Source organism: Pseudomonas sp. UBA1879 (assembly GCF_002338065.1).
In the GTDB taxonomy this organism is placed as follows: domain Bacteria; phylum Pseudomonadota; class Gammaproteobacteria; order Pseudomonadales; family Pseudomonadaceae; genus Aquipseudomonas.
On the sequence record NZ_DDHJ01000016.1, the window covers coordinates 94,406 to 108,993 of the forward strand.

A 14,588-nucleotide genomic window follows, 5' to 3' on the forward strand; every position below is an offset into this window, starting at 1 on the left:
TGGCTCCTTATTTGCCCAACAATTCGGCAAGCTCGGCCGAGCGATGCGCGGCGGCGCCCAGTGCTTTCTCGACAATCGCTTCGAAGCCATCGGCCTGGAACGATTTGATAGCGGCTTCCGTGGTGCCCGCAGGCGAGGTCACGCGACGACGCAGCTCAGCTGCATCAACGTCGCTGGTGGTCGCCATCCGGGCGGCGCCCAGCGCGGTTTCCTGACTCAACTGCTTGGCCACGTCGGCTGGCAAGCCCAGTTTCACGGCGGCGGCGGTCATGGCCTCGATCAGCAGGAAGAAATACGCAGGACCGCTACCTGACACGGCCGTCACGGCGTCGATCTGCGCTTCAGTGTCGACCCACAACGCAATGCCGACCGCAGACAGCAGGGTTTCGGCCTGCTGGCGTTGGGTCTGGGTCACGTCATCGGTGGCGTACAGCCCGCTCACGCCCTGACGCAACAGCGCCGGCGTGTTTGGCATGCAACGCACCAGGGGTTGATCGCCCAGCCAGGCTTTCATGCTGGCGCAGGTGATCCCGGCGGCAATCGAGACGATCAACTGATTCGGCTTCAAGGCAGGTCTGATCGCTTCGCAGACGGCTTTCATCATCTGTGGCTTGACCGCCAGCAGCACCACGTCGGCGCCCTCGATGGCTTCGGCGTTGTCGGCGACGACAGTGATGCCGTGCTCCTTGGCGACGCGCTCGCGGGTTTCCGCGCCGGGGTCGCTGGCACGGATCAAATCAGCTGCGACGCCTTGGGCGCGCATGCCGCCAATCAAGCTGGCGGCCATGTTGCCGGCGCCGATAAACGCGATACGGGTCTTGCTCATGAACGGCTTCCTGTGGGGCAAAGGTTAAGGCTGCCCATAATTGCGGGCGCCAAAGAGGGCAGTGCCGATCCGCACCCAGGTCGCGCCCTGTGCGATAGCGGCTTCCAGGTCGTGGCTCATGCCCATGGAAAGGGTGTCTAGCGGCAGGTTCAGTTGTGCTTGCAGGCTGCGCACGGCAGCGAAAGCGGCGTTTTGTTCGTCAGTGTTTTCTGTTGGCTCGGGAATGGCCATCAAGCCGCGCAATCTCAACTGAGGCAGGGCGCTGATCGCTTGCGCCAAGGCCGGCAGGTCTTCGGGGCTGCAGCCGGACTTGCTGGCTTCGCCGCTGACGTTGACCTGAATGCAGATGTTGAGCGGGGGCAGCTCGGCGGGACGTTGTTCGGACAGACGTTGTGCGATTTTCAAACGATCCACGGAGTGCACCCAGTCAAAATGCTCGGCGATGGCGCGAGTCTTGTTTGACTGGATGGGGCCGATGAAATGCCAGATCAAGGGCAGGTCGCTCAGCTCGGTCTGTTTGCCAAGGGCTTCCTGCAGGTAGTTCTCGCCAAAATCGCGCAGCCCGGCGTCATAGGCTTCACGTAGATCACTGGCGGGCTTGGTCTTGCTCACGGCCAGCAGCCGGACGGACGACGGGTCGCGTTGGGCGGCCTGGGCGGCGTGATGAATTCGCTCTGCGAGCGTTGAAATGTTCTCTGCTATCGTGGACATTGATTTGCGCCAGCAGGGCTAAAGTCTGCGGCATTCTATGTGATGAGGAGCTGTATGGATATTACCGAGCTGCTTGCCTTCAGTGCCAAGCAAGGCGCGTCGGACTTACACCTCTCGGCTGGCCTGCCGCCGATGATCCGGGTCGACGGCGATGTGCGGCGGATCAATCTGCCAGCGCTGGACCAGAAAGAAGTCCAGGCGCTGATCTACGACATCATGAACGACAAGCAACGCAAGGACTTCGAGGAGGATCTGGAAACGGACTTCTCGTTTGAAGTGCCCGGCGTGGCGCGGTTCCGGGTTAACGCGTTCAACCAGAACCGTGGCGCAGGCGCTGTGTTTCGGACCATTCCGTCGAAGGTCTTGAGCATGGAAGACTTGGGCATGGGGGAAGTGTTTCGGAAGATTACAGACGTCCCGCGCGGGCTGGTGCTGGTCACCGGGCCCACCGGTTCGGGTAAATCGACGACGCTCGCCGCGATGGTCGATTACCTGAACGCGAACAAGCATCACCACATTCTCACCATCGAGGACCCGATCGAGTTCGTTCACGAGTCCAAGAAAAGCCTGATCAACCAGCGTGAAGTCCATCGCGACACCCACGGCTTCGCTGAAGCCTTGCGTTCGGCGCTGCGGGAAGACCCGGACGTGATTCTGGTGGGTGAGCTGCGGGATCTGGAAACCATTCGCCTGGCCCTGACGGCGGCGGAAACCGGGCACTTGGTGTTTGGCACCTTGCACACCACGTCGGCGGCGAAAAGTATCGACCGGATCGTGGACGTGTTCCCGGCTCAGGAAAAATCGATGATTCGCTCGATGCTGTCCGAGTCGTTGCATGCCATTGTGTCTCAGGCATTGCTGAAGAAGGTCGGAGGCGGTCGGGTGGCGGCACATGAAATCATGATCGGCACGTCGGCGATTCGTAACCTGATCCGCGAGGACAAGGTGGCGCAGATGTATTCGTCGATTCAAACCGGGGGTGCGCTGGGCATGCAGACACTGGACATGTGCCTGAAGGACTTGGTGACCAAAGGCCTGATCACCCGGGAAAGCGCTCGCGAGAAAGCGAAGACGCCGGATAATTTCTAGCTTCTGGACCCCGAAACAACTGTAGGAGTGAGCTTGCTCGCGATGGGTTATGTCAGTGACATCATCATTGTCTGACACAACGCATCGCGAGCAAGCTCACTCCTACACAGTCGGTGTCGCGCTGAGACTTATCGCTGCGCGATACGCACAGTGCCTTTCTTGCTTGGCGGCTGCTTCGGCAGTACGCGTTTGGCCACAACGTAGTGGCTGTCCCAGTACGGTTTTTTCAGCGTATCGATCGTCACAGCCTTGCCACGGCGAGGCGCATGGACGAAGCGGTCGTCACCCAGATAAATGGCGACGTGATTCACCTGACGGCTCTTGATGTTGAAGAAGAGCAAGTCGCCGGGTTTCAGATCCTTGCGATCGACCTTCTGCCCATGACCTTCAGCCATGGCGTTGGAGGTGCGTGGCAAGTCCACTTCGCTTACGTCGTTAAACGCGTATTTCACCAAACCGCTGCAGTCGAACCCCTTGGTAGGGCTAGTGCCGCCCCAGCGATAAGGGGTGCCAATGGCCTTGACGGCCCGGTTGACTACATTGCTGCTTTGTTTGGTACCCATCTGCCCGGCATTGGCAAGAGCAACGGTATTTTCTGAAATCTTATGCGAGCCCACTTTGGCTTTTTTGCCTTTGGTGGCTCGGCTTTTCTTGCTAGAGGTTTCGAGCGGCATTGCCGTCTCTTCGAGGGCCTCTTGGGTGACTTTTTTACTCGCTACCGATGTTGGCGAAGGATGACTGTTCGCTGTAAATCCGGTGAAGCTCGAAGGTAGCGGTTGCTCACGATTGGTGGCGTGGGCGGCCAGTGGCATAAATAGACAAATAGTCAGCCATGTCTTCAAAAATGGACGCATTAGGCAGGGCTCATGTGGGTCAGCGCGCAACTTTATAACAGCTTTTTCCGCATTTCCGAGGCCACTTGTCGAACAATTTACTGCCCTGGAAGTCAGAATTGACTGCAAAACTGTCACATCACTGTGGCCTCGCCCTTTCAGAACAAGGGTTTGCAGGGATGAAAAGAGGTTCAAACCATACGTCGGACGGCATCATCAAAGTCACAAAACTTACGCACATTTTTTTCTATCAGCACGAAAGAGGTGCCCAATGAACACCTATTACCCGGATGGCCAGCGGCCTGACACGCACAGCAAGGTCATGGGTTACCTGCTCTGGATTTTCGGTTTTACCGGTGCCCATCGGTTTTATTACGGCAAGCCGGTAACCGGGACGATCTGGTTTTTCACGTTGGGGCTATTGGGCATTGGCTGGCTGATCGACCTGTTTCTCATCCCGTCGATGGACGAGCAGGCTGACATGCGCTTTAGCGCCGGTCCGACGGATTACAGTGTCGCGTGGATTCTGCTCACCTTCTTGGGCGTGTTTGGCGTGCATCGGATGTACCAGGGCAAATGGATCACCGGGGTCATCTACGCGCTCACAGGTGGGCTGTTCTTTCTGGGGATCTTGTATGACTTCTGGACGCTGAACGACCAGATTTCGGAGAAGAACGCCCGTAGATAGCAGAGCGCTGCGACATACTGCTCACTCCCGCGGGATCACCCGCAGGTGATGCAGATATCCAGGGCAGCATGGACTGCGGGAGTGAGCGTGCTCACGAAGGGGCCGGTCCATTCAGCCATTTTCTCTAGAGCTTAAGTCAGCCTTCGCGAGCAAGCCCGCTCCCACATAATCAACGTTTGCCTGAGGTGGGCATCTCACCCGTTATAGCTCACCCGCCCATCCACAAACGTGTACTTCACGGCACTTGGCAGGCAATGGCCGAGGAATGGGCAGTTCTCGCCTTTCGACAGCCATTTTTCGCCGGCCACGGTGGAGGCTGCAGGGTCGAACAGGACCAGATCCGCCGCAGCGCCTGCCGTCAGTCGTCCCGCAGGCAGACGCAGCGCCGCGGCTGGCCCCGCACTGAGGCGAGACAGCAGCGTCGGCAGGTCCAGTAGGCCATCCTCCACGAGAGTCATCGCCAGCGGCAGCAGCAGCTCGACACTGCTGATCCCGGGTTCGGTCGCGCCGAACGGGGCCAGCTTGGCGTCGCGTTCATGAGGCTGGTGGTGGCTAGAGATGGCCTGAACCACGCCCGATTTGACTGCTTCGCGCAGCGCGTCGCGATCGGCGCGGGTGCGCAGCGGCGGTTGCACGTGATAGAGGCTGGAGAAGTCGATCAGCGCTTCGTCAGTCAGAATGAGCTGATACAGCGCCACGTCCGCCGTTACTGGCAAGCCACGGGCCTGTGCCTGAGCGATCAGTGCCACGCCGCGCGCGCTGGTGAGTTGCGTAAAGTGCGCGCGCACGCCGCTTTGCTCGACCAGCAGCAGATCGCGGGCCAAAGCCACGGTTTCGGCGGTTTCCGGAATGCCCGGCAAGCCGAGGAACGCCGCCGTTGGGCCGTCATGGGCCAGACCCCCCGCGGCCAGATCGTGATCCTGCGAGTTGAAAATCACCGTCAGATCGAACGTGGCGGCGTATTCCAGCGCGCGGCACAGCGTGCGGTTGCTCTTGAAGTTGGTCAGGCCGTTGGTGAACGCCACGCAACCGGCGTCGCGCAGGGCGATCAATTCGGCCAGTTGCTCACCTTCGAGGCCTTTGCTCAGCGCGCCGATGGGGAACACTTTGCTGTGACCGGCTTCGCGCGCGCGGTCCAGGATCAGCTCGGCGACTGCCGATGTGTCAAGGACCGGCTTGGTGCGCGGCGGGCAGCACAGGCTGGTCACGCCACCGGCCGCAGCGGCGCGGGTTTCGCTGGCGATGCTGCCTTTGCGGCTGTAACCGGGCTCGCGCAGAGAAACGTTGAGGTCGACCAGGCCCGGCGCGGCGACGAGGCCCTTGCCGTCTATGGTTTGCGAAGGGCTGAAATCGGCTGGGGCCGCGCCCAGGGCGAGGATTTTGCCGGCTTCCAGATGAACGTCGATGACTTGATCCAGACCGCTGACAGGGTCGATGACGCGAGCGCCGAGGATACTGAACTTCACTGGGCGTTCTCCTGCTCGAACTGACGTTGTGCGGTTTGGCCACTCATGGCCATGGACAGGACGGCCATGCGGATCGCAATGCCGTAGGTCACTTGGTTGAGGATCACCGAGTGGGCGCCGTCGGCCACCGCGGATTCGATTTCCACACCCCGGTTGATCGGGCCGGGGTGCATGACGATGGCGTCAGGCTTGGCCCCTGCCAAACGTGCGGTGGTCAGGCCGAACAGGCGATAGAACTCGCCCTCACTCGGCAGCAGCCCGCCCGACATACGCTCCCGTTGCAGACGCAGCATGATCACCACGTCCACGTCTTTCAGGCCCTCGTTGAGATCGGTGTAGACCTTCACTCCATACTGCTCGACGCCAATCGGCAGCAGGGTTTTCGGGCCGATCACGCGGATGTCCGGGCAACCCAGCGCCTTGAGCGCGATCATGTTCGAGCGCGCGACGCGGGAGTGCAGAATGTCGCCAACGATGGCCACCGACAGATTCTTGAAGTCGCCCTTGTGGCGGCGGATGGTCAGCATGTCGAGCATGCCTTGGGTCGGGTGTGCATGACGTCCGTCGCCGCCGTTGATGATCGCCACCTGCGGGCAGACGTGCTCGGCAATGAAGTGCGCCGCGCCTGAATCCGCGTGGCGCACGACGAACATGTCGGCCGCCATCGCCTCAAGGTTGCGCAAGGTGTCAAACAGCGTCTCGCCTTTGCTGGTCGAGGACGTCGACACGTTCAGAGTGATGACGTCCGCCGACAGCCGCTGCGCCGCCAATTCAAAGGTCGTTCGGGTGCGGGTCGAGTTCTCGAAGAACACATTGCACACGGTCTTGCCGCGCAGCAGTGGGACTTTCTTCACCGCTCGCGCACCGACTTCGAGAAACGAGTCAGCGGTGTCGAGGATTTCGGTGAGCAGTTCGCGGGGCAAACCGTCGAGCGAGAGGAAATGTTGCAGCTGACCCTGATGGTTCAGTTGCAGCGGGCGCTTGGCGTCGAGAGGCGTCATCGCAAAGGACTCTTAGAGGGCGGCGGAATCGGTGGAAAGGTTTTGCAGGTCCAGGGTGAGCGGCGTCGGACCGGACAGCTTGACGCGTTCGTCTGGAGACAGATTCAGCGTCGCGCCGGTCACATTCGGACGGATCGGCAGCTCGGCAGCGTCCAGATCCAGCAACGATACGAGCGTCACGCTGGCAGGACGGCCATAGTCGAACAGCTCGTTGAGGGCCGCGCGAATGGTGCGACCACTCATCAACACATCATCGATCAGCACCAGATGCTGGCCTTCGATTTCGAACGGCAGCTCAGAAGGGCGGACTTGGGGGTGCAGGCCGTTCTGGCTGAAATCGTCGCGATAGAAAGAAACGTCCAGCGTACCCAGCGGCGACTGGCTGCCCAGCGCTTCGAGCAAGGCTTGCGCGACCCAGACGCCGCCGGTACGAATGCCGATGAAGCGAGGTTCGCTGATGCCGCGTTTGTTCAAGTGCGCGTTCAGATCGATCGCCATCTGGCGGATCAGGTCGGCGGGATTGGGCAGGGTCATGGTGGCTCCTTCAGGTGCCCGGTCGTGCGATTGCAGACGGCCGGGCCAAAACTCGGATTCGATGCAGCGTAAAGCGCTCAGGTTTCAAACAGTGCGCCGTTGGCGTCCAGCCAGCCTTGCAGCAGAAGCGCTGCGGCGATGGCGTCCACCGGGTTGTCGCGGTAACTGCCGCGCTGGCCGCCACGGGCCATGCGCTCGCCCTTCGCCTCGAAAGTCGTCAGACGCTCGTCGTGGGTGTAGACGGGCAGATTGAAGCGGCCATTGAGCTGGCGCGAGAACTTTTCGGCGCGGGCGCTCATGTCGCTCGGCGTGCCGTCCATATTCAACGGCAGACCGACGACGATGGCGTCGGGCTTCCATTCCGTGATCAGGGCCTGAACCTTGTCCCAGTCCGGGACGCCGTTCTGCGCCTTCAACGTGCAGAGTTCGCGGGCCTGACCGGTGATCACCTGGCCGACGGCAACGCCGATTTGCCGGGTGCCGTAGTCGAACCCCAGAAGCAAACGCAATGCAGCCATCAGGCGTGGCCTGCCTGGCTGGTCAGCAGATTCAGGTTGATACCGAGTTTGGCGGCAGCGGCGTCGAGACGAAGCTCGCTATCGACCTCGAAGAGGATCGCAGGGTCGAACGCGCAGTTGAGCCAGGCATTGGCCGCGAATTCCGCTTCCAGCTGACCAGCGTCCCAGCCTGCATAGCCGAGAGTGATCAGATTTTGATCAGGGCCGTAGCCGTCGGCGATAGAGAACAGCACATCCTGCGAAGTGGAAAGCGAAATACCGCCCAGATCGACAGTGGCTTGAAACACCTGGCCGGTCGGATGCAGTACGAAGCCGCGATCGGTCTGAACCGGGCCGCCGACATGAATGGGGATGTGCTGACAACGGGCAGGAGGCGCCATTTCCGGGCGCAGCTGTTCGAGGATATCGGCCAGTGACAGGCTTTGCGGTCGGTTGATCACCAGACCCATGGCGCCATTGGCGTTGTGCTCGACGATGTAGGTCAAGGTCTGAGCGAAGTTCTCATCGTGCATGTGGGGCATGGCGATCAGAAATTGATGCTTGAGGTACGACGGAGTGACGTTTTTCATGAGCCCTAGTGTGGCGCCGTGGGGCTGTTGTGACAACTGGCAGAACCGACTCGGCGGGAGATAAATCGCGACGTGGGTCAGGTTTTCATGTTGTTGAGTCGCCGAGGCTGAAGCAGATCTCACGGCGAATGATGCACCTGTAGGCGTGAGCTTGCTCACGATGGCAGTATGCCTGCACCCAGGCTGTTGATTGATCAACAGCTATGGCGAGCGAGCTTACGCCTACAGGTATTGATGTCTGGACTCAATTACTGGAAAGCTTGTCCCCGCGGGCGAATTTCCAGGTGCGGATGATTTCCAGGCGGTCGATGTCCGACAGGTCGCCGGTGAATGGCGCAAACGGCGCGGCGAGTCGCACGATGCGCTGCGCGGCCTGGTCCAGCAGCGGCTGGCCGGACGATTCCAGCACCAGCACTTCATATAAAGAGCCATCGCGGTTGATCGACACCATCATCCGCAGGCTGCCGTAGACCTGCTGGCGCCGTGCTTCTTCGGGGTAGTTGAGGTTGCCGATGCGCTCGATTTTCTTGCGCCAGTCTTCTTTGTACCAGGCGCCTTTGTCGCGCATGGTCGAGGCCGCGCTGAGGCGATGGATTTTCGGGCGCTTGGCGTAGGCCTGTTGCTCATCAGCCAGCTCGGCTTCGAGGCTGGCGATTTCGCTGTTCAGCTGGGTGCTGTCGAAGGTGGGCGCGGCTTTCTTGGGCTCTTCGGTTTTGACCTCGTCCCGTTTGGCGACAGTCTTTTCCTTCACAGGCGCTTTGGTGGCGACGGCTGTTTTCGGCGCTTCCTGCTTCACCACCGGCTTGGTGGCGGGGGGCGGTGTCACCTTGTTGATCTGGGTGTCTTGATACGGGGCAATTTCAGTGGTCTTGGGCACCGCTTTCTTGTCGAGGGTGCCGCTGCCTTGCTGGTTTTCCTGGGCTAGGAAATCGGCGTCCTTCGGCTTGGTATCACTTTTGAAGGGCGCGAGGGTGATTTCCAGGGTCTGGCTGAGGGTTTCGGGTTTGACGTAGGTGAAGCCCACGCCCAGGATCAGCGCCAGGTGCACGAGGGCCGCGATCAGCAAGGTAAAACCCAGACGATCACGCGGGCGCACGTGGGTGCGGGTCAAGGCCATCGGGAGATCACTGTCGACCGCCGCGTTCATCGGCGCTCCGGAATCACATCAACCAGCATTGCGAAAACCAACCTAAGGCGAAATTCAGGCCGCGCATGATAACGCAATGTCAGGGGCGGCTTGGGGTTTGATGCGGGTTGGCCGATTAGTGGGCAGAGCAATCGACACATAGCACTTGTAGGAGTGAGCTTGCTCGCGATGACGGTAAGCGAACAACGCCGCAATAGACTGACACACCGCCATCGCGAGCAAGCTCACTCCTACAGGGTGGGCGCAGATCCTGTGGGAGTGAGCTTGCTCACGAAGGGGGGGCGCCTCGGTTTACCGGGCCTTAAGCTTCTTCTCGATCGCATCCATCAGCAACCCACCGATGTCGGTGCCGAACGCGTTGTCGATTTCGCGGATGCAGGTCGGGCTGGTGACGTTGATTTCCGTCAGGTGTTCGCCGATCACGTCGAGGCCCACGAACAGCAAGCCTTTTTCACGCAGGGTCGGGCCGATTTCGGCAGCGATCCAGCGATCACGGTCGCTCAGCGGGCGGGCTTCGCCTCGGCCACCGGCGGCCAGGTTACCGCGCGTTTCGCCTGCGGCCGGGATGCGCGCCAGGCAGTACGGCACCGGCTCACCATCGACCATCAGAATGCGCTTGTCGCCGTCCTTGATCGCTGGCAGATACGCCTGCGCCATGATCTGGTGCGCGCCGTTAACGGTCAGGGTTTCGAGGATGACCGACAGGTTCGGGTCTTCGGCACGGTGACGAAAGATCGAGGTGCCGCCCATGCCGTCCAGCGGCTTGTAGATCACGTCGCCATGCTCGGCAGCGAACGCACGCAGGATGTCGGCGCGGCGGCTCACCAGCGTCGGTGGTGTGCAGTGCGGGAATTGCGTGGCGAACAGCTTCTCGTTGCAGTCACGCAGGCTCTGCGGCTTGTTCACGATCAGCGTGCCTGCGCGCTCCGCCTGTTCCAGCAAGTAGGTGGTGTAGATAAAGTCCATGTCGAACGGCGGATCCTTGCGCATCAGGATCACGTCCAGGTCGTCGAGGCCGTTGTCGATTTCGGCTTCGAATTCGAACCAGTGCTCCGGGTTCGCGAAGACTTTCAGCGGTTTCATGCGGGCGCGGGCCTGACCGGCCACCTGATACAAATCCTGCTGTTCCATGTAGAACAGCGACCAGCCGCGCGCTTGCGCCGCCAGGAGCATGGCCAGCGAGCTGTCCTTTTTATAGGAGATGCGCTCGATGGGGTCCATGACAATGCCAACGCGAACGCTCATGGGGTATATCCTCTGTCCGGTAATGGCCTGAGTGGGCCTGAAAATACGCGTCAGGGTGGCGCTGCGCTGGCTCGCGGTCAAGGGGCAAGCGCGGCGCATTTGCTTTATGGATTGCGCCCTTAGAGTGTGCTAAAAAGGCTCGGCATTTGGCGTCAGGTCAGGCGCCACAAACCCCTCTAGATGGGGGTTCAGCGATTTGAACGGCACCAGAAGCCAGGCGGAAGGCACACCCATCTGAATCGCCGCGGCGATGGTAGAGCAGATATGGAACAGCATTCAGCCCCACTGAAAGTCATGATCATCGACGACTCGCGCACGATTCGTCGGACCGCCGAGACGCTGCTGAAGAACGTCGGTTGTGAAGTGATCACCGCTGTCGATGGCTTCGATGCTCTGGCGAAGATCGCCGATAATCATCCAAGAATCATTTTTGTCGACATCATGATGCCCCGGCTGGACGGGTATCAGACCTGTGCGTTGATCAAGAACAACCGGGCATTCAAGTCTACGCCGGTGATCATGTTGTCCTCCAAGGACGGGCTCTTCGATAAGGCCAAGGGGCGTATCGTCGGGTCTGATCAGTTTTTGACCAAGCCGTTTAGCAAGGAAGAGCTGCTCAGTACGATCAAGGCCCATGTGCCGGGGTTCGTGGCAGTAGAACAACAACTATCTTGATGCCGTGCCTTCCATGAGGGGCGGCTGTTTCTATAGGGATGGACCATGGCTCGAATTCTGATCGTCGACGACTCGCCGACCGAAATGTACAAGTTGACCGGGATGCTGGAAAAGCACGGTCATCAGGTACTCAAGGCTGAAAACGGTGCCGACGGCGTCGCCCTGGCGCGTCAGGAAAAACCCGATGCGGTGCTGATGGACATCGTCATGCCTGGCCTGAACGGCTTTCAGGCCACTCGCCAGCTGACCAAAGACGCTGACACCAACATGATCCCGGTGATCATGATCACCACCAAGGATCAGGAAACCGACAAAGTCTGGGGCAAGCGCCAGGGCGCGCGGGATTACCTGACCAAGCCGGTGGATGAAGAAACCCTCATGAAAACCCTGAACGCGGTTCTGGCGGGCTGAAGGCCAGTCAGCGTTCATGGGCCAGTCACAGACCGCCTTTCAACTGTTGCTCGACATCGACCAGCGGTGCCGTTCGCTGGCAGCCGGGCTTCCATTGCAGGAAACCCGGCAGCAGGGCTGGAGTGGCATCGGTTTCCGCATGGGTGAGCGCTTTTACGTGGCGCCGATGGGCGAGGTCGATGAGATTCTCCACGAACCGCGCTACGCCGCGATGCCCGGCGTTAAACCCTGGGTCCGCGGGATCGCCAATCTGCGTGGGCGCTTGTTACCGATCATTGACCTGCAGGCTTTTTTTGGCCACGAACAGTCCCCGTTGCGAAAACAGCGCCGGGTGTTGGTGATCGATCATCAAGATGTGTTCGTCGGTCTGCTGGTGGACGAAGTCCTGGGCATGCAGCATTTCAGCGAGCGCAGCCTGATGCCGGAGTCGGCGGATGACAGCGGTCCGGACATGGCGCCCTACATCCTGGGCCGCTTCCTGCGCGAGCAAGCCTGGCGCGTGTTCAGCCCTAGAAGCCTGGTGCAATCGCCGGGTTTCATGGATGTTGCCCTTTGATACGGTCCGCCAGTCGCACGGGAGCGGCGACGGCTTTTCTGGGCGTTTGCGCCGAAACGGTAAATGGCGATCCACCGCCAACCCAGTGGGAGCCGGCTTGCTGGCGAAAGCAACCGATCAGTTGCAAACGCGTTGCCTGTTACTCCGCTTCCGCCCGCCAGCCGGCGCCCACAGTAGTTGATGTGCATCCGGGACCGCTGCCCTGTCGGATGCGTCAAATAACCGAACGTCAGGCGGAGCCCTGAGCAATGAGTCATACCGGCAAGTCACTGGAAGGCGCCCGCAGCCGCTCGCAAATCGTCGTGCTGTTCGTCTGTCTCATCGTTTTCATCATGCTGTTGTTCGTCAATTTCGCGTACTTGAGCACGCAGTCCAACTACGACAAACAGTACATCGGCCATGCGGGCGAGCTGCGCGTGCTGTCTCAGCGCATCGCCAAGAACGCCACCGAGGCTGCCGCTGGCAAGGCTGCCGCGTTCAAACTGCTGGCCGACGCCCGCAACGATTTCGATACCCGCTGGGAGTACCTGAAGAAAGGCGACAAGAGCACCGGCTTGCCTGCGGCGCCGTCGGCGGTGAGCGACGAACTGAAAGCGGTGCAGAACGATTGGGAAAATCTGCGAAAAAGCACCGACGTCATTCTGGCTCGTGAGCAAACGGTGCTGTCGCTGCACCAAGTCGCCGCGACGTTGGCGGAAACCATTCCTCAGCTTCAGATCGAGTCGGAAAAGGTCGTCGACATTCTCCTGCAAACCCGCGCATCGGCCAGCCAAGTGGCGCTCGCCCAGCGTCAGTCGCTGCTGGCAGAACGGATTCTCGGCGCTGTGAACACCGTGCTGTCTGGCGACGAAACGGCAGTTCAGGCTGCCGATGCCTTCGGCCGGGATGCCAGCCAATTCGGGCGCGTGCTCAACGGGATGCTTGAAGGCAATGCGACTCTGAAAATCACCCAAGTCGAAGAGCGCGACGCCCGCGCCCGGTTGGCTGAAATCGCCGAGCTGTTTCAGTTCGTGTCGGGTTCGGTCGACGAAATTCTGGAAACCTCCCCTGAACTGCTCGATGTGCGTGAGTCGGCGGGCAATATCTTCACCCTCTCTCAGACCCTGCTCGACGAAGCCTCAATGCTGGCTAACAGCTTCGAGCACATGGCGGGTGGCCGAAAAGCCAATGTATACGCGGGCTACCTGCTGGGACTGCTGGCGCTGGCGTCGATCATCCTGATCGGCATGGTCATGGTGCGCGAAACCAACCGCCAGTTGCGCGAAACGGCCGAGAAAAGCGAGCGCAACCAGACCGCGATCATGCGCTTGCTGGACGAAATCGAGGACCTGGCCGATGGCGACCTTACCGTCGCGGCGTCCGTGACCGAAGATTTCACCGGTGCCATCGCCGACTCCATTAACTATTCCATCGACCAGTTGCGGGAGCTGGTGGCAACCATCAACCTGACCGCCGAGCAAGTCTTCGGCGCGGTCAAGGAGACCCAGACCACTGCGACCCAACTGGCGGCGGCGTCCGAGCATCAGGCGCTGCAGATTGCGGCGGCGTCCAACGCGATCAACGACATGGCGATGTCCATCGACCAAGTGTCGGCCAATGCGGGCGAATCGGTAGCCGTGGCCGAGCGTTCGGTGGAGATTGCCAACAAGGGCAATGAGGTGGTGCACAACACCATCAACGGCATGGACAACATTCGCGAGCAGATTCAGGACACTTCCAAGCGCATCAAGCGTCTTGGCGAGTCTTCCCAAGAGATCGGCGACATTGTCAGCCTCATCGACGACATTGCCGACCAGACCAACATCCTTGCGCTCAACGCCGCCATTCAGGCATCCATGGCCGGAGATGCTGGGCGCGGTTTTGCGGTGGTGGCGGACGAGGTTCAGCGCCTGGCGGAACGTTCGTCGTCAGCGACCAAGCAGATCGAAACGTTGGTAAGAGCGATTCAGAACGACACCAACGAGGCCGTTATTTCCATGGAGCAGACGACGACTGAAGTGGTGCGCGGGGCGCGCTTGGCGCAGGATGCCGGTGTGGCGCTGGAGGAAATCGAAGGGGTGTCCAAAGTGCTGGCGGCGCTGGTCGAAAGCATCACCAACGCGGCGCAGCAGCAGGCGGCGCTGGGTCAGCAGATTTTGGCGACCATGACCGTGATCCAGCAGACCACGTCCCAGACCACCTCGGGCACGGCGGCCACTGCGCAAAGCATGGGCAACCTGGCCAAGATGGCCAGCGAAATGCGCCGCTCGGTGTCCGGTTTTACACTGCCGGCATCGCGGGACTCGAATTGATCGTCAGGTCACAGGACTTGTGCAACTG

General features: G+C 60.5%; 16 protein-coding genes. 6 read left to right on the forward strand and 10 right to left on the reverse strand.

From position 1 onward, the window contains the following. Nucleotides 1-7 precede the first annotated feature (7 nt). Together proC and B3N48_RS18865 are read right to left on the reverse strand one after the other, a co-directional pair. Nucleotides 8-826, reverse strand: coding sequence for a pyrroline-5-carboxylate reductase (proC, locus tag B3N48_RS18860; protein ID WP_296186347.1), 819 nt, complete (start codon nucleotides 824-826; stop codon nucleotides 8-10). Between the two features lie 24 nt (nucleotides 827-850). Continuing rightward, nucleotides 851-1,537, reverse strand: a complete 687-nt coding sequence (locus B3N48_RS18865; protein WP_296186348.1) for a YggS family pyridoxal phosphate-dependent enzyme — start codon at nucleotides 1,535-1,537, stop codon at nucleotides 851-853. A gap of 54 nt (nucleotides 1,538-1,591) precedes the next feature. On the opposite strand from B3N48_RS18865, the gene B3N48_RS18870 reads away from it, so the two are divergent. Beyond that, nucleotides 1,592-2,626, forward strand: a complete 1,035-nt coding sequence (locus B3N48_RS18870) for a type IV pilus twitching motility protein PilT (RefSeq protein ID WP_166595754.1) — start codon at nucleotides 1,592-1,594, stop codon at nucleotides 2,624-2,626. Nucleotides 2,627-2,754: 128 nt separating this feature from the next. Here the strand turns inward: B3N48_RS18870 and B3N48_RS18875 are convergent, their stop codons facing one another. After that, on the reverse strand, nucleotides 2,755-3,480 hold the full coding sequence (locus B3N48_RS18875) for a C40 family peptidase (protein WP_296186353.1): 726 nt from the start codon (nucleotides 3,478-3,480) through the stop codon (nucleotides 2,755-2,757). A 250-nt stretch (nucleotides 3,481-3,730) separates the two neighbouring features. Between B3N48_RS18875 and B3N48_RS18880 the strand changes: the two genes are divergently transcribed. Then, a complete protein-coding gene (locus B3N48_RS18880; protein ID WP_296186354.1) occupies nucleotides 3,731-4,147 on the forward strand; it encodes an NINE protein in 417 nt (138 codons plus the stop codon). Nucleotides 4,148-4,341: 194 nt separating this feature from the next. Here B3N48_RS18880 and B3N48_RS18885 read toward each other — a convergent pair whose 3' ends face one another. The 7 genes from B3N48_RS18885 to gshB form a co-directional block, all read right to left on the reverse strand. Beyond that, nucleotides 4,342-5,613: a dihydroorotase gene (locus tag B3N48_RS18885; RefSeq protein WP_296186355.1), complete on the reverse strand. Its 1,272-nt coding sequence runs from the start codon at nucleotides 5,611-5,613 to the stop codon at nucleotides 4,342-4,344. Continuing rightward, the gene (locus B3N48_RS18890) at nucleotides 5,610-6,614 is read right to left on the reverse strand and encodes an aspartate carbamoyltransferase catalytic subunit (protein ID WP_296186357.1); all 1,005 of its coding nucleotides are present in this window, start codon (nucleotides 6,612-6,614) and stop codon (nucleotides 5,610-5,612) included. Before B3N48_RS18890 ends, B3N48_RS18885 begins: the two co-directional genes overlap by 4 nt. 12 nt (nucleotides 6,615-6,626) lie before the next feature. After that, entirely contained in the window at nucleotides 6,627-7,148 is a 522-nt protein-coding gene (gene pyrR, locus B3N48_RS18895; protein WP_296186358.1) for a bifunctional pyr operon transcriptional regulator/uracil phosphoribosyltransferase PyrR, read from the reverse strand. Nucleotides 7,149-7,225: 77 nt separating this feature from the next. Then, a complete protein-coding gene (ruvX, locus tag B3N48_RS18900) occupies nucleotides 7,226-7,666 on the reverse strand; it encodes a Holliday junction resolvase RuvX (protein ID WP_296186359.1) in 441 nt (146 codons plus the stop codon). Then, on the reverse strand, nucleotides 7,666-8,235 hold the full coding sequence (locus B3N48_RS18905; RefSeq protein WP_296186360.1) for a YqgE/AlgH family protein: 570 nt from the start codon (nucleotides 8,233-8,235) through the stop codon (nucleotides 7,666-7,668). Before B3N48_RS18905 ends, ruvX begins: the two co-directional genes overlap by 1 nt. Nucleotides 8,236-8,479: 244 nt before the next feature. After that, a complete protein-coding gene (locus B3N48_RS18910; RefSeq protein WP_296186362.1) occupies nucleotides 8,480-9,382 on the reverse strand; it encodes an energy transducer TonB in 903 nt (300 codons plus the stop codon). Between the two features lie 291 nt (nucleotides 9,383-9,673). After that, complete coding sequence (gene gshB / locus B3N48_RS18915) at nucleotides 9,674-10,627, reverse strand: glutathione synthase (protein ID WP_296186363.1); 954 nt, start codon at nucleotides 10,625-10,627, stop codon at nucleotides 9,674-9,676. 264 nt (nucleotides 10,628-10,891) lie between these two features. Here gshB and pilG point away from each other — a divergent pair, with 264 nt between their 5' ends. The 4 genes from pilG to B3N48_RS18935 all read left to right on the forward strand — a co-directional run bounded on the left by pilG (nucleotide 10,892) and on the right by B3N48_RS18935 (nucleotide 14,560). Then, a complete protein-coding gene (gene pilG / locus B3N48_RS18920) occupies nucleotides 10,892-11,302 on the forward strand; it encodes a twitching motility response regulator PilG (RefSeq protein WP_296186364.1) in 411 nt (136 codons plus the stop codon). Nucleotides 11,303-11,347: 45 nt separating this feature from the next. Continuing rightward, nucleotides 11,348-11,713, forward strand: a complete 366-nt coding sequence (gene pilH, locus B3N48_RS18925; protein ID WP_093468272.1) for a twitching motility response regulator PilH — start codon at nucleotides 11,348-11,350, stop codon at nucleotides 11,711-11,713. 16 nt (nucleotides 11,714-11,729) lie between these two features. Next, the gene (locus tag B3N48_RS18930) at nucleotides 11,730-12,269 is read left to right on the forward strand and encodes a chemotaxis protein CheW (RefSeq protein ID WP_296186365.1); all 540 of its coding nucleotides are present in this window, start codon (nucleotides 11,730-11,732) and stop codon (nucleotides 12,267-12,269) included. 248 nt (nucleotides 12,270-12,517) lie between these two features. Continuing rightward, nucleotides 12,518-14,560 carry a methyl-accepting chemotaxis protein gene (locus B3N48_RS18935; protein WP_296186366.1) on the forward strand — a complete coding sequence of 681 codons (2,043 nt, stop codon included), beginning with the start codon at nucleotides 12,518-12,520 and terminating at the stop codon, nucleotides 14,558-14,560. Nucleotides 14,561-14,588: the final 28 nt, after the last annotated feature.